This window comes from Ollibium composti, assembly GCF_004801285.1.
GTDB classification, from domain to species: domain Bacteria; phylum Pseudomonadota; class Alphaproteobacteria; order Rhizobiales; family Rhizobiaceae; genus Mesorhizobium; species Mesorhizobium composti.
Window position 1 is genome coordinate 46,058 of the sequence record NZ_SSNY01000014.1, and the last position, 17,499, is coordinate 63,556.

Here is a 17,499-nt window from a genome sequence, read left to right on the forward strand (position 1 = left end):
TGACGGAGCATTAGCGGACAATCTGCGGCCGTCTTTTCGCAGCTTCTGGGAGGAAGTCGATGAATCGCCTGCAATTCTTTTCTCCGGTGCGGCTATCGCGCGGGCATGGACATCCGGTCGAGGAGATCGACAGCGTGGCGGATGCGATGGTGTTCCTGCGCGAATGGCCGAAGGGACGGCGCGGGCCGGTCTATCGTTGCGCCCTGAATTGCTGCACGGCCGCGATGGCATCCCAGATGAGCGCTGAAGAAGCCCGCAAGTCCTTTGCCGGCTTTGCCCGCATCACCGGCCTTCTGGTCGATGGCGGCCCTTCGCCGGTGGTAGCGGAACGGCGCGGGACAATGCGGCACGCCAGCTAACGGGCGTCAGGGTGCAAAGAGCGGGCTCAGCCGCGCGCCGCCTTTGCTGCCGCTTTGGAAAATCAATTCTTCTGAATCGATATGCCGTTGTCGTCGATCTTGAGTTCGACACCTTCGGGCTTGCTTTCCTGGCGCCAGATATAGGCGCCAAGCACGATGACGACGACGACGAGCGCGCCGATGAGGAGGTAAAGCATATTCCGGCTCACGGCGCGCTCCCTGGTCTGCAGGCCGGCGTCAGGCGGATTTCACCAGCCGGATCAGCACCAGCAGGATGATGGCGCCGATCGCGGCATGAATGATCGCCGCCAAGATACCCGAGCCCAGACTGATATTGAGCGCCGGAAACAGCCATCCGGCGATCAGCGCGCCGACGATGCCGACGACGATGTTGCCGAGCAGCCCGAAGCCGTAGCCCTTGACGATGAGGCCGGCGAGCCAGCCGGCGATGGCACCGATGATGAGAAAGACGATGAGGCTTTCAACGCCCATGGTATTCCCTCCTTGTGCGGAGCGGCGTCGGCGCTTGAAGCACCGAATCGCTCTCCGGTTGCAACGATGCCGAACCTATTGAAAAACGTGCCGGCGCGCCAGCGGCCCTCTTACGCGTCATCGTCGGAAGCCGGCCGCCAGCTCGACGGCTCGATCCGTTTCTTGGTGTCGCTGTCGATATAGGTCCACCAGCCGCCGTCCTCCCAGCGCGCCAGCGACTCGCTGGTCACCCCGTCCCCGTCCGTCCACGAGACGGTGACCTGCGAGCCGTCCTTCGGCGCGCTGGCGATCGGTTTGCGCTCGGTCATGGCAATCCCCTCAAATTCATCCGCGCGACACAACGCGGATGCCGCATCCGGGTTCCGTCAGCTATGGGCGAAGATATCTTCCTCGGCCCAACCCATAAGGTCGAGCTTCGCCCGCGTCGGCAGGAAACGGAAGCACGCTTCCGCCTCCTTCGTGCGCCCATCGCGGGCGAGCCGTCCGGCCAGGACGTCGCGCAGCCGGTGCAGGTAGAGCACGTCCGAAGCGGCATATTCGAGCTGCTCGGGCGACAGCGTCTCCGCCGCCCAGTCGGACGACTGCTGCTGCTTCGACAGGCTGACGCCGAGCAGTTCGTTGCAAATATCCTTCAGTCCGTGCCGGTCGGTGTAGGTGCGCGTCAGCCTCGACGCGATCTTGGTGCAGAACACCGGCTCGGCCATGACGCCGAGGGCGTGGTAGAGCACGGCGATGTCGAAACGGCCGTAGTGGAACAGCTTGGTGATCCGGCGGTTGCGCAGCAATGCGGCGAGGTTCGGCGCCCGCCGCTGGCCGGCCGCGATCTGCACCACGTCGGCGCTGCCGTCGCCGGGCGAAAGCTGCACCACGCACAGCCGGTCGCGATGCGGGTTCAGCCCCAGCGTCTCGGTGTCGATGGCGACCGCCTCGACATCGTAGTGCGAAAGATCGGGCAGGTCGCCCTTGTGGAAGCGGATGGTGCTCGTCATCGCCCGGCCCTCACCGTGTCAGAGCGTCGAGGATGCGCGCCCACGAGCGCTGCCCCTTGTGAAAGGAAGCGAGATCGTACTTCTCGTTCGGCGAGTGGATGCGGTCGTCCGACAGCGCGAAGCCGACCAGCAGCGATTCCATGCCGAGATAGGTCTGGAAATCGCCGACCACGGGGATCGAACCGCCGCTGCCCACCGTCACCGCCGGCTTCGACCACTCCTCGGTCAGCGCATTGCGCGCCTTGGTCAGGAACGGCGAATCGTAGGCAAGCTGGATCGCCGGCGATCCGCCATGCTGGTGGAACTCGATACGGCAGTCGGCCGGCAGGCGCTCGGAAGCGAACTGCCGGAAGGCGGTCCGGATTTTCTTCGGGTCCTGGCTGTGGACCAGCCGGAACGACACTTTCGCAGATGCTTGTGCTGCGATCACCGTCTTGAAGCCCTTGCCCTCGTAACCGCCGGAAATGCCGTTGAACTCGGCCGTCGGCCGCGCCCACACCATTTCCAGAACCGAGCGGCCCTTCTCGCCTGCCGGGATGGACAGGCCGATCGGCTCGAGGAAGCTTTCCGCGGTCTCGCCGAGCGATTCCCAGGCCTTAAGCACTTGCGAGGGCGTTTCCTCCACCCCGTCGTAGAAGCCGGGGATGGTGATGCGGCCGGTCTCGTCGTGGATGTCTGCGAGGATCTTCGAAAGGATGCGGATCGGATTGGCCGCCGGGCCGCCATACATGCCCGAATGAAGGTCGCGATTGGCCGCCTTGACGACGACCTCCTCGCCCACCAGCCCGCGCAGCGAGGTGCAGATGGAGGGCGTCTCGCGGTTCCACATGTCGGTGTCGCAGACCAGCGCGAAATCGGCCTTCAATTCCTCGGCATTGGCCTCAAGGAACGGCTTCAGGGATGGCGAACCGCTCTCCTCCTCGCCCTCGAACAGCAGCGTGATCCGGCACGGCAGCGAGCCATGCACCGCCTTCCAGGCGCGGCAGGCCTCGACGAACAGCATGAGCTGCCCCTTGTCGTCGGACGAACCGCGCCCGGTGATGACCTTGCGGCCCGGCTCCATCTCCTTGACCTTCGGATCGAACGGATCGTCCTCCCACAGCTCCAGCGGATCGACCGGCTGCACGTCGTAGTGGCCATAGAACAGGATATGCGGGCTGCCGGCCGGACCGTCGTGATGCGCGACCACCATCGGGTGGCCGGGCGTCACCCTGACCGAAGCGTCGAAGCCGATCGTCTTCAGGTCGGCCACCAGCCATTCGGCGGCGCTCCGGCAATCCGCGGCGAAAGCCGGATCGGTGGAGATCGACTTGATCCGGAGCAGCTTGAAAAGCCGCTCCAGGCTCTGGTCGAGATTCTGGTCGAGTCGGTCGAGGACGGAGGAAATTGCGGACATGAGCAAAAGGCCTTTCAGATTTGCGGCGCAACCCTAATGGGCCAAACCGCAAACGAAAAGCCCGGCGAGATTAGGCCATGACGGAAAAGCAGAGGCGAGGTCTTTTCGAGGCAAAAAAAGACCGCCGTGGCGGAGGGGGAAACCACGGCGGTCCTACTCGAAACGTTGCGGCAGCCCGGAGAGGGGGATAGGCTGCCGCAGGTGTCCGGTATAGGCGGGGGACGGGCCTTGCTCCGGACTTCGGCGAAAACTGCCGATGCCTGCTATCTGTGTCTGGGAACGTGGCGATTCAAGGGCACGAAGATTACATCTTTGTAATATGCCCGTGAGGTCCTGACGGCTCCTGTCAGGACATTGCTGGAACTGTCCGTTGCCGCGCCGTTAGGCGTGGACCGCGCCGCCCAGCCGCGCTATCGGTGACGCCATGAAAAAAGGCGATCACCTCTTCCTCGTCGATGGCTCCGGCTACATCTTCCGCGCCTATCACGCGCTGCCGCCGCTGTCGCGCAAGTCGGACGGCCTGCCGGTGGGCGCCGTCTCCGGCTTCTGCAACATGTTGTGGAAGCTGCTGCGCGAGGCGCGCAACACCGACGTCGGCGTCACGCCGACCCATTTCGCCGTCATCTTCGACTATTCCTCCAAAACCTTCCGCAACGAACTCTATCCTGAATACAAGGCCAACCGCTCGGCCCCGCCGGAAGACCTGATCCCGCAGTTCGGCCTGATCCGCGAAGCCACCCGCGCCTTCGGCCTGCCCTGCGTCGAGATGGAGGGCTTCGAGGCCGACGACCTGATCGCCACCTATTGCCGGCTCGCCTGCGAAGCCGGCGGCGACACCACCATCGTCTCCTCCGACAAGGACCTGATGCAGCTGGTCGGCCCGACCGTCGGCATGTACGACCCGATGAAGGACCGCCAGATCGGCATTCCCGAGGTCATCGAGAAGTGGGGCGTGCCGCCGGAAAAGATGATCGACCTGCAGGCGCTGACCGGCGATTCGGTCGACAACGTGCCTGGCGTGCCGGGCATCGGCCCGAAAACGGCGGCGCAATTGCTGGAACAGTTCGGCAATCTCGACACGTTGCTGGAGCGTGCCGGCGAGATCAAGCAGGACAAGCGCCGCCAGTCGATCATCGACAACGCCGACAAGGCGCGCATCTCGCGCGAACTGGTGACGCTGAAGACCGATGTTCCGACCGCGGCCGGCGAAGGCCTGGACGACTTCGTTCTCGATCCCGCCGACGGGCCGAAGCTGATCGCCTTCCTGAAAGCGATGGAGTTCACGTCGCTGACGCGGCGGGTCGCCGAAGCGACCGGCACCGAGGTCGGCGAGGTCGAGGCCGCGTCGATCGCGGTCGAACGCGCCGACACCGCGCATGGGCCCGATGTGGGCAGCACCTTTACCTCCCCCCTGAGGGGAGGTCGCGCCGAAGGCGCGGGTGGGGGTACTTCGTCGAGCGCCGGCGCGTCGGAACCCCCACCCCTAACCCCTCCCCTCAAGGGGGAGGGGGATTCTCCGTCCCTCCTTTCCGCCCTGCGCGCCGAAGCCGCCGTCGCCGACAAGATCGACGTCAACGCCTATCATTGCATCCGCGACCTGCCGACCTTGCTGCGCTGGGTCGAGGAAGCACGCGAGGCCGGCATCGTCGCCTTCGACACCGAGACCACCTCGCTCGACCCCATGCAGGCGGAACTCTGTGGCTTCTCGCTCGCCATCCGTCCCGGCCAAGCCTGCTATGTGCCGGTCGGCCACAAAAACGGCCAGGACGATCTCCTCGGCGGCGGGCTGGTCGACGGCCAGATACCGATCCGCGAGGCGCTCGCCGCGATCAAGCCGCTGATGGAGGACAGGTCGGTCCTCAAGATCGCGCAGAACCTGAAGTACGACCTCGTCATCATGCAGCGCCACGGCGTCGACGTCGCGCCCTACGACGACACGATGCTGATCTCCTACGTGCTCGACGCCGGCGTCACAGGCGGCCACGGCATGGATTTCCTGGCCGACAAATGGCTCGGCCACAAGACGATCCCCTTCAAGGACGTCGCCGGCTCCGGCAAGAGCTTCATCGGCTTCCATCAGGTGCCGCTCGACAGGGCGACCTGCTACGCCGCCGAGGACGCCGACGTGACGCTACGGCTCTGGATGGTGCTGAAGCCGCGCCTCGCCGCCAAGGGCCTCGTCTCGGTCTACGAGCGGCTGGAGCGGCCGCTAGTGCCGGTGCTGGCGCGCATGGAGCAGCGCGGCATCTCCGTCGACCGGCAAATTCTCTCCCGCCTCTCCGGCGACCTCGCCCAGGGCGCCGCCCGGCTGGAGGAGGACATCTATCAACTGATCGGCGAGCGCATCAACATCGGCTCGCCCAAGCAACTCGGCGACATATTGTTCGGCCGCATGGGCCTGCCGGGCGGCTCCAAGACCAAGTCCGGACAATGGTCCACCTCGGCGCAGCTTCTGGAAGACCTCGCAGCCGAAGGCCACGAACTGCCGCGCCGGATCGTCGACTGGCGACAGCTCACCAAGCTGAAGTCGACCTACACCGATGCCCTGCCGGGCTTCATCAATCCAGAAACGAAACGCGTCCATACGTCTTATGCGCTGGCCGCGACGACGACCGGACGGCTGTCGTCTTCCGATCCGAACCTTCAGAACATTCCGGTGCGCACCGCCGAAGGCCGCAAGATCCGTACCGCCTTCATCGCCGAGCCAGGCCATAAGCTGATCTCGGCCGACTACAGTCAGATCGAGCTTCGCGTGCTGGCGCATGTCGCGGATATCCCGCAGTTGAAGCAGGCTTTCGCGGACGGCGCCGACATCCACGCCATCACCGCTTCCGAGATGTTCGGCGTTCCGGTCGAAGGCATGCCGTCGGAAGTCCGCCGCCGCGCCAAGGCGATCAACTTCGGCATCATCTACGGCATTTCCGCCTTCGGCCTGGCCAACCAGCTCTCCATCCCGCGCGAGGAAGCCGGCGCCTACATCAAGAAATACTTCGAGCGCTTCCCCGGCATCCGCGACTACATGGACGAGACGAAGGCCTTCGCCCGCGAGAACGGCTTTGTCGAGACCGTGTTCGGCCGCCGCATCCACTATCCCGAAATCCGCGCGGCCAACCCATCGCTGCGCGCCTTCAACGAACGCGCCTCGATCAATGCCCGCCTGCAGGGCACCGCGGCCGACATCATCCGCCGCGCAATGATCCGCATGGACGACGCTCTGCTGAAGGCGGGACTCGGCGCCCGCATGCTTCTGCAAGTGCATGACGAGCTGATCTTCGAGACGGTCGAGGCCGAGGTCGATGCGACCATCCCGGTGGTGAAGGCCGTTATGGAGAATGCGGCGATGCCGGCGGTTTCGCTGTCGGTGCCTCTCCAGGTCGACGCCCGCGCCGCCGACAACTGGGACGAGGCGCACTGAGCATGTTGCAGCCGGATGGTCACGTCCGGCGTCGTACAAATGCGACTAAGAGGATCAAGTGCCGTCAGGCGGCCTCGGCCCGGCATTTTCCGCAGGTGCCGCGGAATTCGATCACCGCCTTCTTCGGCACGAAGCCGCCGGCCCGCACCCAGTCGTCAAGCTGGTGGCCGATGGTGTCGTCGGAAAACTCCTGCACTTGCCCGCATGTGTCGCAGATGGCAAAGGCGGTCATGGAATGGCCGTGATCGTGCGGTTCCGAGCAGGCGACGAAGGCATTCAGGCTTTCCAGCCGATGCACGAAACCTTCCTTGATGAGCGCATCCAGCGCCCGGTAGACCTGCAAGGGGGCGCGAAAACCGCGCTCGCGCAACTGGTCGAGCAGCGTGTAGGCGCTGAGCGGCGCGCTCGCCGCCTCCAGCTTTTCCAGCACGTTGAGCTGGTTCTTGGTGAGTGTCGCCCTTGCCGTCATGGTCCAGTTCTCGCTCCGTCGCCGTCAGGATGAGCGACACCGCGTCCCTGACATAGCGATGATCAGGCGATTTTACCACCGCCGTGCCGATCCGCACGCCAGGCGGGTAAGCTCTTTGCCGCTTGCCGAGTGTGAAAACTTCCCAAATACTGCCAAAATCCTTGTCCAAGCTCGAATTGCTTGGGAAGATTGATGGGTTTCGGGGGAAACGATCATGATTGAACTGACGCGGCGTACGCTGCTCGCCGGTTCGGCGGCGGCGGCAATGGCGGGCATGGTGTCATTCCGGGCGCGCGCTGCCGCGCGCACCTACCACGCACTGCTTGTTGCCTGTACCGACTACGACAACCTGCCGAAGAAGGCGTGGCTGATCGGGCCGAAGCACGACGCCGGCCTCGTGCGCGATTATCTTATCAACAACGCTCCGGCGCCGGTGAAATTCGAGGCGGACAACATCACGCTGCTGGCCAAGGACGTCGAGGGCGCCAGCGGCCCGCCCACTCATGCGGCGATCACCGCGGCCTTCACCGATCTCGCCGCCAAGGTGCAGCGCGACGATTTCGTCTATCTCCACCTTTCGGGCCACGGCGCCCAGCAGCCGGAGCGCCAGGCCGGCGACGAGACGGACGGCCTCGACGAGATCTTCCTGCCGGTCGATATCCAGAAATGGGCCGACCGCGCGAGCGGCGTGCCGAACGCACTGGTCGACGACGAAATCCGCGACGCGCTTGATGCCATCCGCGCCAAGGGCGCCTTCGTCTGGGTCGTCTTCGACTGCTGCCATTCCGGCACCGCGACCCGCGCCGTCCTCGTCGACGACGAGATGGAGCGCAAGGTGGAATTCCCCGACCTGGTCGGCGGCGATGAAGCGGCGCGCGCCGCAGCGCAGACGGTCTACGACGAGGCAAGCGCTGCGGCATCGCGCGCACTCGAAGCGGATGGTGGCCGTCAGGTCGGCTTCAACCTGACGCCGACGGGTGCGGAGCCGAGTACCAAGGGCAAGATGGTGGCCTTCTACGCCGCGCAGACGGTGGAGACGACGCCCGAAATGCCGCTGCCCAAGGGCGCCGAGGGCGCCACGCGCTTCGGTCTGTTCACCTTCACAATCATGGCGAAGCTGGCCGAAAACCCGAACATCACCTATCGCCAGCTCGGTCAGGCCGTGCTGCAGCAATACGCCGCCAACGGACGCACCCGCCCGACGCCGTTGTTCGAGGGTGAACTGGACGCGCCGGTCTTCGGCACCGAAAAGACCGATGCCGCCCATCAATGGCCGATCGTGGTCAAGGGCGATGCAGCCACCATCAAGGGCGGCCTGCTGCATCGCCTCAACCCCGGCAGCAAACTCGCGATCCTCCCCTCGGCGCTGTCGCCCATCGCCGATGCGGTCGGCTATCTCGAGGTCACATCGGCCCGGAACCTGGAAAGCAAGATCAAGCCGATCGAGTTCGACGGCAAGCCGGCACTAAAGATCGCCGACATTCCCAACGGCGCTTATGCGCGTGTGGCCGAACTGGCGGTGGACTACACGCTGGCGGTGGCACGGCCGTCGTCGAGCGACGGACTGGACACCGAGACGGCTCTGGTCAATTCCATGCTCGACGAACTGGCGGCGAAGAAGGACAGCGGCTTCAACATCAAGCTGGTAGAGGCTGGCAAGGCCGCCGAGCTGCGGCTGGCGGTGCTGCGCGAGAACGCTATTGCCGGCACCGCGACCGACGCCACCGACAAGCCGGCGCTGTGGTTCCTGCCGGCATCGGGCGACGTGACGACCAGCAACGGTGCCCGGCCGCCGCTCATCATCATCCATGCCGACGAGCGCCAGAAATTGCTGGAGACGACGGCCAAGAACCTCACCACCATCTTCCGCGCCACAGGCCTGTCGCGGCTCGCCGCGGCCAATGACTACCGTCCTGAAGAAGTCGAGGTCCAGTTCCTGATCAAGCGGGAGGGCGCCGACACGCCGGAGCAGCTGGAAGCGTCCGTCGTGCCGCGCGTCTCGCCCGGCGACGAGATGCACGTGAAGGTTGTCAACAAATCAACCGACCTTATCGACCTGAACGTGCTCTATGTCGGCTCCGACTATTCCATCGCCCATATCGTGTCGGAGCGGCTGGCCCCGCAGGCGGCGCTGGAAGAGGGCCTGTTCGCCTTCACCGACACCAGCTTCGGCATGGAACGCATGATCGCCGTGCTGACCGCGGCCCCGCCGCAGAGCGAAAAGGAGGATCTTTCCTTCCTGGCGCAGGACGGCGTTCCGGCAGCCACGCGCGGCACCGGCCTCGCCGGCTTCTCCGAAATGCTGGCCGACATCGGCATGGCGCCGGCAACCCGTTCTGTCATGAAACTGTCGGACAACAAGGGCTCCAAGGGCGCGGTGATGATCTTCCCGGTGGAGACGATGCCCCGCTCCTGACGCTTTCTGTACCGGTCGCCGGTTGCCAAGACCATCGACATCGATATCGGGCCGTTTGCTGGCGCACGCGGCCCTGACAGTGAAACGAGAGGTGCCTTGTGAAAGCCATGCTCCTATCCCGTATGCGCAGCGCCGGCCTCGGCCTTGCCGTGGCGGCCTTCTGCCTGACAGGTGCCAGCGCCGACGAGGCCTGTGGCCTGTGCGCCCAGTCGATCGTCACCAATTCCAGCTTGGCCGACTGCTTCCTGGAACAGTACGACCAGTTGGAAAAGGGTGATGGAGCGGCCGTCGCCGTTGATCTCTCGCAATGCGGATCGCGCGGCATCGTCGAAGCCCTGCCGACGCCCGAGAGCGGAGCGGTCGAGCCCGATACGCAGTTCATGATCTCGCGTGCGCAGCTCGGCTGCCTCAAGAAGAAACTCGAGGAGCCCGGCCTGGTGCTCGACCCCTCGGCCAGGATCGAACTGGGCAGTTGCCAATGAGCGGATCGGGAACGAAGGAAGCAAGGCGGGATGCGGGCAAGCCGTCGAGCGCGTTGGCGCTGACCATGTCCAAGGAGGCAACCGCCAAGCCGGAAGAGCAGCCCGGCGACGTCGCCGCGGAAAAGTCGGCGCATTCGGCGAAGAAGGAAACGCCGTTCAACGACAGCGACTGGCGGATCCGGGTCGATGCCTGGGCCGGCCTGTTCGTACGCATCGGCCTTGTCGTGGGCGCGATCTTCTCGGTCTACCAGTACCTTGCCCAGCGCGAGGAACAGCGTGTCGCGCAGACCATGCGCATGGTCGAACTGTGGGATCAGGGCGACTACCAGAAGGCGCAGCAGGCCATCAGGGCGCGGCTTACCGGATTGAACGAGAAATACGCCAACCTGCTCGGCCAGTCGCCGACCCGGACCGAGCAGTCGATCTATCGCCAGCGCATCGGCATCCAGGCGATGTCGGCGGACGGCGGCGCCCAGCCCCTGGCGGATTTCGCCGCCGACTTCGACCGCATCGTCTATTTCCTCAACCGTCTGTCCTTCTGCGTCGACGGCGGCCTATGCTCGCGCAAGATGGCCGACGCCTATTTCCGCGATTACGCCGTCTCGTTCTGGAGCTACTTCTCCGGCTACGTCGGCAAGCAGCGGAAGACAGGGGCCGCCACCTACGCCCTGCCGATCGAGAGATATGTCAACGAGGAAGAGCCTTCCTCGTTGTTCGGGCTCTGAGGGCCGCGCCGTGGGAGGCTGGCTAAGACGCATCCTGACCATATGCCTTCTGCTGGCGGCCTCGATCCTGCTTGCCGCCGTGCCGGCCCGCGCCGAGGACGGTGCCGATTTCCGTCTCGACCTCGATGCCGGCGGCCACACCGCGCGCATCGCCGATCTCGCCTTCACGCCCGGCGGCGACGAAATCGTCTCAGCCTCCGACGACAAGACCATCCGCATATGGGACTGGCAGAGCGGCGTGACGCTGCGCACCATCCGCGGTTATATGGGACCGGGGCCGGACGGCAAGGTCTACGCGGTTGCCGTCTCGCCGGATGGTAGAACCGTTGCCGCCGGCGGCTATTTCGGCGCCGGTATCGGCGACAAGCCGCCCTACGGCGACGTGCGCCTGTTCGATTTCTCGACCGGGCGCATGGCCGCGGTCCTGAAAGGTCCGCAATACGAAATTTACGACTTGGCCTTCTCCCCTGACGGCCAGAGGCTGGCGGCCGGCGGTGCCGACGGCATGGTCTATCTGTGGCGGCGCGACGACGCAGCCGCAAGCGGGTGGGCCGAGGACAGGACGCTCGACGCCGATTCCTGGCATCTCGACAAGCTGGCCTTCGCTGCCGGCGGAACGCGGCTGGCAGCGTCAACGACCGACAACGGCATCCGCCTGTGGAACCTCGAGGACGGCGAGGAAATCGCCCTTGCCGACGAGGCCGAACCGTTGCGCGACACGCCGGTTATGGCGCTCGCCGTCTCGCAGGACGGCGCGCAGTTCGCCACCGGTTCGGCCGACGGCACGGTGCAGGTCTGGCGCGCGGCGGACGGCACGCTTGCCCGCGCCATGCCGAAGCAGGACTTCTTCATCGGCTCGCTGACGTTCGCCGCCAGGGGAACGCGGCTCGTCGCCTCCTGCGGCTACCGCTGCGCCGACAGGAACCGCTCCGTCGTCTGGAACGTGGAGAACGGCGAACAGGTGCTGACCTATGCCGGCCATGACGGCACCGTCTTCGCCAGCACCGCCAATGCCGACGGCTCGCTGGTGGCCACCGCCGGCGGCACCCGCCATTCGATTCAGATCTGGGACCCGGCGACCGGCGAGCTGAAGGCGGCGCTGCAAGGCAAGGGCCAGCCGGTGACGGCGGTCGGCATCGACGCGGCGGGCAGTACCGTGGCATGGGGCAACGCCAATCCCTGCCCCGACAAGGTCGCCTGCCCTGCCGAACTCGGCACCCTGACTGCGGCCCTGGCGCTACCGAATGCCGATCGATTCTTCGACAGCCCCATGCCGGTGGAGCGGCAGGAGGGCTTCCTGCGCGCGCAAACGACCGTTGGCCAGTGGTCGCTGACGGCGAAGCCCGGCGGCAAGGAAGGGCTGGAAAACGCCGTGCTGGAGATCGGCAACGGCAGCAAGCCAACCCGCCCGATCGAGAACACGCCCCAGAACGGCTATGCGCATGCCGCCTTCACGCTGATCCGCGACGGCCTCGGCCTGATCACCGGCGGCACGGACGGCACGCTGCTCGAATACCGCACGGAGACAGCGCGCGTGTCGGGCGAGTTCACCGGCCATACCGGCGAGATCCATGCCATGGCTGCGGCGGAGAAGGCCGGCCTGCTGGCCACCGGCAGCGCCGACCAGACGCTGCGGCTGTGGAACCTTAAGACTCGCAAGCTGATCGTCTCGATGTTCTTCGCCGGCTCGGAATGGATCGCCTGGACCCCGCAGGGCTATTATTATTCCTCGCCGGACGGCGACAGACTGATCGGCTGGCAAGTCAACCAGGGACGCGACCGCGAAGGCCGCTACATCCGCTGCGACCAGCTCAAGCGCTATCTGTGGAGTCCCGAGATCGTGCGGCGCGCCATCATCCTGCGCAGCGCCGACGATGCCATCAAGGAACTGCGGCCCGGGGTCGACCGCGAGTTGCAGAAGCTCCTGGAACGCAAGCCGCCCGAGTTCCAGGCGCGTCTCGCCGCCGATCAGTCCGGCGTTCGCGACGGCTTCGTCGCCGTCGAGATCACCGGCGCCGGGGAAGGCGGCGCCGACATCGCCGATTTCTCCATCCTGTCCAACAGCCGCAACGTCGGCGCCTTCACCGCGCGCTCGGCCGACGGCGGCGCCACGACCGTCGTCGAGGTGCCGGTCGAGGACGGCGAGAACACTATTCGCATCACCGGCACCAACGAATTCGGCTATCTCACCGAGCGTTCGGTCACCGCGCTCGCCCGCAAGAAGGAAAAGGCGGCCAACAAGGGCAAGCTCTACCTCGCCGTCATCGGCGTCGACAAATATCCGTTCCTCACCGACGCCTGCGGCGGGCGCCCATGCGACCTGCGCTACCCGGTGGACGACGCCACCGGCTTCCTCAAGGTGGTGATGGAAAAGAGCGCGCCGCTCTTTTCCTCGATGGAATCGCTGGTGCTGGTCAACAAGGACGCGACCATCGACAGCGCCGCGCTCGCCGGCAGCGGCGAGGTGCTGGAGCCGGATTCCGACACCATCGACGACCAGCTCGCCGATTTCCTCGACAAGCCCGGCGAGAACGACACGACCATCGTCTTCGTCGCCGGCCATGGCATCAACATCGACGACGACTATTATTTCATCCCCACCGACGGCCGCAAACAGGACGCCGAGCGCTGGAAACGCTCCTCGCTGGTGGACTGGTCGGACATCCAGAAATCGGTCGAGCGTGCCAAGGGCATGCGCTTCATGCTGCTCGACACCTGCCACGCGGCCAATGCCTTCAACCCGAGGCTGGAGAAGGACGCGCAGGACGCCCGCATCGTCGTCTTCTCGGCCACCGCCGCCAACAACACCGCCGCCGAATTGCCGGAACTCAGCCACGGCGTCTTCACCTATTCCGTGCTGGAAGGCCTGCGCGGCAAGGCCAGGACATCCGACAGCGGCGTCACCCTGTTCGGGCTGGCCGACTACATCTCCAAGGAAGTCGTGCGCCTGACCCAATCCCAGCAGAAGCCGTTCTACTATGTCGGCGGCGTGGAGAACATCGTGCTGGCCGAGCCGTGAGCCGTCCCAAGCCCGGCAATCCACGCATGACCGAAAACCGGCTGAACGCAGCCGGGCTGATCGTCCTCTTCCTTGCCCTTCTGTTTCCCTTGCTCGCGAGCGCTGCCCCCACCTGCCCGCCCGCAGCCGGCAACTTCGGCCCTTTCTACGATGACGCAGGCCAGTTCCAGCAGGCCATCGCCGCCGCCGCCGATACGCAGACATCGAACAGGCGGCTCACCGGCATCACCGTGCCGCACCACCTGCTGGCGGCCGACCTCATGGCGCTCGGTATCCATGCCGCCTCCGGCTTTTCCTACAAGCGCATCGTGCTCCTCGCACCCGACCACTTTCACCGTTCCAAAAAGCCGTTCGCCACCACGCAGCATGGTTTCGACACCGTCCTCGGCCCAGTGAGGACGGATCGCGACGCCGTCACCCTGCTGACGCGGCATGCCGACATGGTGGAAGTGTCCTGCCTGTTTTCCGAGGAACATGGCGTGCTGGCCCTGCTGCCTTTCCTGCGGCACTATTTTCCAGACGCCGAAATCGTGCCCGTCGCTATGTCGGCCAAGGCCAAGCGTGCCGACTGGGACAGGCTGGCCGAGGCGCTGAAGCCCATCGTCGACGGCGAAACGCTTGTCGTCGAATCTACCGACTTCTCCCATTTCCTGCCGCAGCACGAGGCCCGCCGCTTCGACCAGCAGACGCTCAACCTGCTCGCCGCCGGCGCGTTCGACGGCATCGCCGCGCTCAACCAGCCAAGCCATGCCGATTCCGTCGGGGCGCTCTATGTCCAGACCAGGTTGCAGGCCGAACTGTTCGGCGCCCGCCCCCTCGTCGTCGCCAACGAGAATTCGCAGGAGCGTTCACCAGCTCATGAGCAACGCACCACCAGCTACATGGTCGTGCTGTTCGGCGCGTTCGACACCGGTTTCAACAATCCGGCGCGACCGCGGGACAGGCTGACCTACCTTGCCGGCGACGTGAATTTCGGCCGCGCCATGAAGAAGGTCCTGCTGCGCGACGGCGTCGCCGATTCCATCGCCGACAGCGTTCTGTCCATCACCGGCGGATGGCCGCTGGTGGTCAATCTCGAAGGCGTCGTTCTGCCCAACGTGCCGGAGGCGATCGATGGCATGACGCTCGCCATGCCGCGGGAATTGACCATCGATTTTCTGAAGCGTCTGAACGTCGTGGGAGTCGGCCTGGCCAACAACCACGCCTTCGACCTCGGCCCATCCGGCTATGCCGAAACCGTCGCCGCGCTCGATGCCGCCGGCCTCGCGCACTTCGGCCAGGGCGAAGCGCTCGCCCTTCCCGATCTCGACGTCATCGGCCTGACCGACATCGACACCAACGGCTCCGCCTTCAAGGAACTCGTCACCCCTGCCCTGTTCGACCGGCTGGTGCGGCCGGACGCCTCCCGCCCGACCGTCGCCTTCGTGCACTGGGGCCGGGAATACGTCACCGAGCCCTCCGCCCGCGAGGTCGCGCTGGCCGATGCGATGCGACTGCGCGGCGTCTCCATCGTCGCCGGCGGCCATCCGCATGTGTCGAGCGGCAGGCTCATATCGCTCGGCGGCGGCGATACGGTGGAAGTCTATTCGCTCGGCAACTTCCTGTTCGACCAGGGCGCCGACCGCGCGTCTGGCGCCATGCTGGAGGTGCGCGTCTTCGCCCAGGGCACGGTCTTTTGCCGGCTCATTTCCTTGCCGAACTATTTCGACATGGGCCGTAACTGACGCGGCTCGGCCAGCCTTTTGTCAGCCGCAACCGCCGATGACGCGGGGCAGATAACAGGCGTCCGGTTCCGCCTTGCTCTCGAAACGGCTTTCCTTCGGACGGAAGTAGAACAGCGTCACCGGCTTGCTTTCGCGCACCGAACCGTCGGCGAATCCGGCGGCAATGGAAAAGCGGTGAATCGACGACATCGACGACCACATCTTCAGCCGCGCCGTATAGGAACTGATGTTGCGGTTGCCCCTCACCGGCATCGGTATGACATAGTCGTGCTTGTCGATGGGAAACTCGACGTCCTGGTAGCGCGTCGCTTCCGGCGCGCCGCCGAAACCGTCGCCGCATTCGGCCACCTCTTCCGGCGTCTCCAGAAAGGCCAGCATGAGCCGCAACTGGAACGGCTCGCTTTGCCGCGTGGTATTGCCGTAGTCGTCCGCCCAGGAATAGTCGAGCGTGCCGGCGCCGGCCAACTCGATGAAGTTCCCTCCACCTCCCACATAGTCGGCAAGCTCGCCGAAATCGATCTTGTTGAGAACCTGGCGCCGGCAAACGTTGAACGCGTCCTGAGAGGGGCATGGGAAGCGCTCCTTCTCCAGCGCCGCCGTATCAACCCCCGCCTGTAGCAGCACATTCTTGATCGAGACATCCGCGCCGTCGCCGACAGTCCCGACGTCGACCGTATAGGTCGGGCTCGGATCGCCGACGAACTCCATGGTTTCCGCGTCTGATTGTCTGAAGCGGATCGACACCTTCATATCCTTGGCTTCGCCCCAACCGTTGTTCACAATGGAGAAGTCGGGCCGGAAACCCACGCAGCCGCTGTGCTCGCTCAGCGACAGCATCGGCTTGCGATAGGCCTTGCTGGAAGCGACCCGCATTTCGAGGTTCTTGAGCTTCACACGACCATTGCCGGCAGTGTCGAGACTGACCTCGGCGAAGGCCCGTTCGTTCTCCCAGTCCGGGCCTTCATAATAGTCCGTGCCGACCTGAACCTCGCCGCCGTTCCACACGTCTTTGTAATATTGCGGATAGATGGCGATATCTTCGTCACGGACGAGCCCCTCATAAGCGATATTCGACTGCTGGTTCATGCGCTCGTCGACGACGACGCCGATCTCGACCTTGCCAGCGTCGCCACCGCCCGCCTGCGCCTTGATGAGGCCGCCGACGCGCGCGTCGGCCAGCACGTCGGGGCGGTTGGCGCCGATCTCGCGTCCCATCACCCATTGTGATTCATAGACGGTGCCGCCCGCAAGCCGCGTCCGGCCCTTGCCGTCCTTGCGGCCATTGACGAACGCCCCCTCGAAAATCTCGCCCGTGCGCGACAGCAACCGGCCCTTGCCGTTCGGCAGGCCTGCGAGGAAGGCGCCTTCATAGCGATTGCCGGCGGTATCGACATGGAGACCCTGGCCGTCGAGCACCGGCGGCCCACTGGCCCTCGAACACCTCGCCGGTGCGGATTTCCAGCCTGCCCTGTCCGTTGGGGCGACCGTCCTTCAGCTCGCCAAAATAGCTCGAATAGACCGTCGCCGGATCGTAGCTGGCCGAGCCGCGCACGCGCCACACCAGCTTGCCCTTGCCGGTGACGGTCCCGTCCGCCGCGACCGTCGCACCGGGCGATGGGCCGGCTGCCGGCTCCCAGACGAAATCGAGGTTCAACTGCGGCTGGAAATCCCACACCCGCACCAGCCTGCGCGCCACCGAGCGCGTTTCGGCGTCGTAGAGAATCTGCACCCTCTCGGCCCACGCGCCTGCGGTGCTCGTTCCTTGTTCTTCGGCGCCCGTGGCCGGTATGGCCAGGCAAAGCAGACACGCCGCCGCAAGTGCCGACCGGAGCCGCATTGCTACCCGTTTCATCCGTCCCCCCGAATGGATGCCCCAAGAATAACCGACCGTAGTCGGCGCCTCGGCGCCGCGCAAGAGCGGCTTTCGATGGAGGCGTCGTCCCGCACTTCAGCCCGCTGCCGATGGGTGCGGGGACGACGGCGGATTGCCCCGCCGCCGTCCTGAAAAGATGG

The 17,499-nt window shown here is 65.4% G+C and carries 15 protein-coding genes; 7 read left to right on the top strand and 8 right to left on the bottom strand.

Features of this window, described 5'->3' with window-relative positions:
• Positions 1-59: 59 nt before the first annotated feature.
• Positions 60-359 (top strand): DUF982 domain-containing protein, encoded by a 300-nt coding sequence (locus tag E6C48_RS19995; protein WP_136359950.1) that lies wholly within the window; start codon positions 60-62, stop codon positions 357-359.
• A 62-nt stretch (positions 360-421) separates the two neighbouring features.
• Here E6C48_RS19995 and E6C48_RS22645 read toward each other — a convergent pair whose 3' ends face one another.
• From E6C48_RS22645 to E6C48_RS20015, 5 genes are all read right to left on the bottom strand, one after another.
• Complete coding sequence (locus E6C48_RS22645; RefSeq protein WP_168734593.1) at positions 422-568, bottom strand: hypothetical protein; 147 nt, start codon at positions 566-568, stop codon at positions 422-424.
• A 28-nt stretch (positions 569-596) separates the two neighbouring features.
• Positions 597-851: a GlsB/YeaQ/YmgE family stress response membrane protein gene (locus tag E6C48_RS20000; RefSeq protein ID WP_136359951.1), complete on the bottom strand. Its 255-nt coding sequence runs from the start codon at positions 849-851 to the stop codon at positions 597-599.
• 110 nt (positions 852-961) lie between these two features.
• Positions 962-1,159: a hypothetical protein gene (locus E6C48_RS20005; protein ID WP_136359952.1), complete on the bottom strand. Its 198-nt coding sequence runs from the start codon at positions 1,157-1,159 to the stop codon at positions 962-964.
• A gap of 57 nt (positions 1,160-1,216) precedes the next feature.
• Positions 1,217-1,840 (bottom strand): ribonuclease D, encoded by a 624-nt coding sequence (locus E6C48_RS20010; RefSeq protein WP_136359953.1) that lies wholly within the window; start codon positions 1,838-1,840, stop codon positions 1,217-1,219.
• Positions 1,841-1,850: 10 nt separating this feature from the next.
• Entirely contained in the window at positions 1,851-3,236 is a 1,386-nt protein-coding gene (locus E6C48_RS20015; RefSeq protein ID WP_136359954.1) for a M20/M25/M40 family metallo-hydrolase, read from the bottom strand.
• Positions 3,237-3,660: 424 nt separating this feature from the next.
• Here E6C48_RS20015 and polA point away from each other — a divergent pair, with 424 nt between their 5' ends.
• Entirely contained in the window at positions 3,661-6,651 is a 2,991-nt protein-coding gene (gene polA / locus E6C48_RS20020) for a DNA polymerase I (protein WP_136359955.1), read from the top strand.
• A 64-nt stretch (positions 6,652-6,715) separates the two neighbouring features.
• Here polA and E6C48_RS20025 read toward each other — a convergent pair whose 3' ends face one another.
• Complete coding sequence (locus E6C48_RS20025) at positions 6,716-7,120, bottom strand: Fur family transcriptional regulator (RefSeq protein WP_136359956.1); 405 nt, start codon at positions 7,118-7,120, stop codon at positions 6,716-6,718.
• A 214-nt stretch (positions 7,121-7,334) separates the two neighbouring features.
• On the opposite strand from E6C48_RS20025, the gene E6C48_RS20030 reads away from it, so the two are divergent.
• The 5 genes from E6C48_RS20030 (at position 7,335) to amrB (ending at position 15,486) form a co-directional block, all read left to right on the top strand.
• Positions 7,335-9,536 carry a caspase family protein gene (locus tag E6C48_RS20030; protein ID WP_136359957.1) on the top strand — a complete coding sequence of 734 codons (2,202 nt, stop codon included), beginning with the start codon at positions 7,335-7,337 and terminating at the stop codon, positions 9,534-9,536.
• 107 nt (positions 9,537-9,643) lie between these two features.
• Positions 9,644-10,018 (top strand): hypothetical protein, encoded by a 375-nt coding sequence (locus tag E6C48_RS20035; protein WP_136359958.1) that lies wholly within the window; start codon positions 9,644-9,646, stop codon positions 10,016-10,018.
• Positions 10,015-10,743, top strand: a complete 729-nt coding sequence (locus E6C48_RS20040) for a DUF4760 domain-containing protein (RefSeq protein WP_136359959.1) — start codon at positions 10,015-10,017, stop codon at positions 10,741-10,743. Before E6C48_RS20035 ends, E6C48_RS20040 begins: the two co-directional genes overlap by 4 nt.
• A gap of 10 nt (positions 10,744-10,753) precedes the next feature.
• On the top strand, positions 10,754-13,762 hold the full coding sequence (locus E6C48_RS20045; RefSeq protein WP_230978881.1) for a caspase family protein: 3,009 nt from the start codon (positions 10,754-10,756) through the stop codon (positions 13,760-13,762).
• Between the two features lie 26 nt (positions 13,763-13,788).
• Positions 13,789-15,486 (top strand): AmmeMemoRadiSam system protein B, encoded by a 1,698-nt coding sequence (gene amrB, locus E6C48_RS20050; RefSeq protein ID WP_136359961.1) that lies wholly within the window; start codon positions 13,789-13,791, stop codon positions 15,484-15,486.
• Positions 15,487-15,507: 21 nt separating this feature from the next.
• Here amrB and E6C48_RS20055 read toward each other — a convergent pair whose 3' ends face one another.
• Together E6C48_RS20055 and E6C48_RS22650 are read right to left on the bottom strand one after the other, a co-directional pair.
• Positions 15,508-16,902 (bottom strand): MORN repeat-containing protein, encoded by a 1,395-nt coding sequence (locus E6C48_RS20055; RefSeq protein WP_168734594.1) that lies wholly within the window; start codon positions 16,900-16,902, stop codon positions 15,508-15,510.
• Positions 16,853-17,215 carry a hypothetical protein gene (locus tag E6C48_RS22650; RefSeq protein WP_168734595.1) on the bottom strand — a complete coding sequence of 121 codons (363 nt, stop codon included), beginning with the start codon at positions 17,213-17,215 and terminating at the stop codon, positions 16,853-16,855. Before E6C48_RS22650 ends, E6C48_RS20055 begins: the two co-directional genes overlap by 50 nt.
• Between the last annotated feature and the right edge of the window lie 284 nt (positions 17,216-17,499).

Coding starts and splice junctions, on each gene's coding strand:
- E6C48_RS20000 (WP_136359951.1), bottom strand. CDS start 851: ATGGGCGTTGAAAGCCTCATCGTCTTTCTCATCATCGGTGCCATCGCC.
- E6C48_RS20010 (WP_136359953.1), bottom strand. CDS start 1,840: ATGACGAGCACCATCCGCTTCCACAAGGGCGACCTGCCCGATCTTTCG.
- E6C48_RS20025 (WP_136359956.1), bottom strand. CDS start 7,120: ATGACGGCAAGGGCGACACTCACCAAGAACCAGCTCAACGTGCTGGAA.
- E6C48_RS20040 (WP_136359959.1), top strand. CDS start 10,015: ATGAGCGGATCGGGAACGAAGGAAGCAAGGCGGGATGCGGGCAAGCCG.
- E6C48_RS20030 (WP_136359957.1), top strand. CDS start 7,335: ATGATTGAACTGACGCGGCGTACGCTGCTCGCCGGTTCGGCGGCGGCG.
- E6C48_RS20035 (WP_136359958.1), top strand. CDS start 9,644: ATGCTCCTATCCCGTATGCGCAGCGCCGGCCTCGGCCTTGCCGTGGCG.
- E6C48_RS19995 (WP_136359950.1), top strand. CDS start 60: ATGAATCGCCTGCAATTCTTTTCTCCGGTGCGGCTATCGCGCGGGCAT.
- polA (WP_136359955.1), top strand. CDS start 3,661: ATGAAAAAAGGCGATCACCTCTTCCTCGTCGATGGCTCCGGCTACATC.
- E6C48_RS20015 (WP_136359954.1), bottom strand. CDS start 3,236: ATGTCCGCAATTTCCTCCGTCCTCGACCGACTCGACCAGAATCTCGAC.
- amrB (WP_136359961.1), top strand. CDS start 13,789: ATGACCGAAAACCGGCTGAACGCAGCCGGGCTGATCGTCCTCTTCCTT.
- E6C48_RS20005 (WP_136359952.1), bottom strand. CDS start 1,159: ATGACCGAGCGCAAACCGATCGCCAGCGCGCCGAAGGACGGCTCGCAG.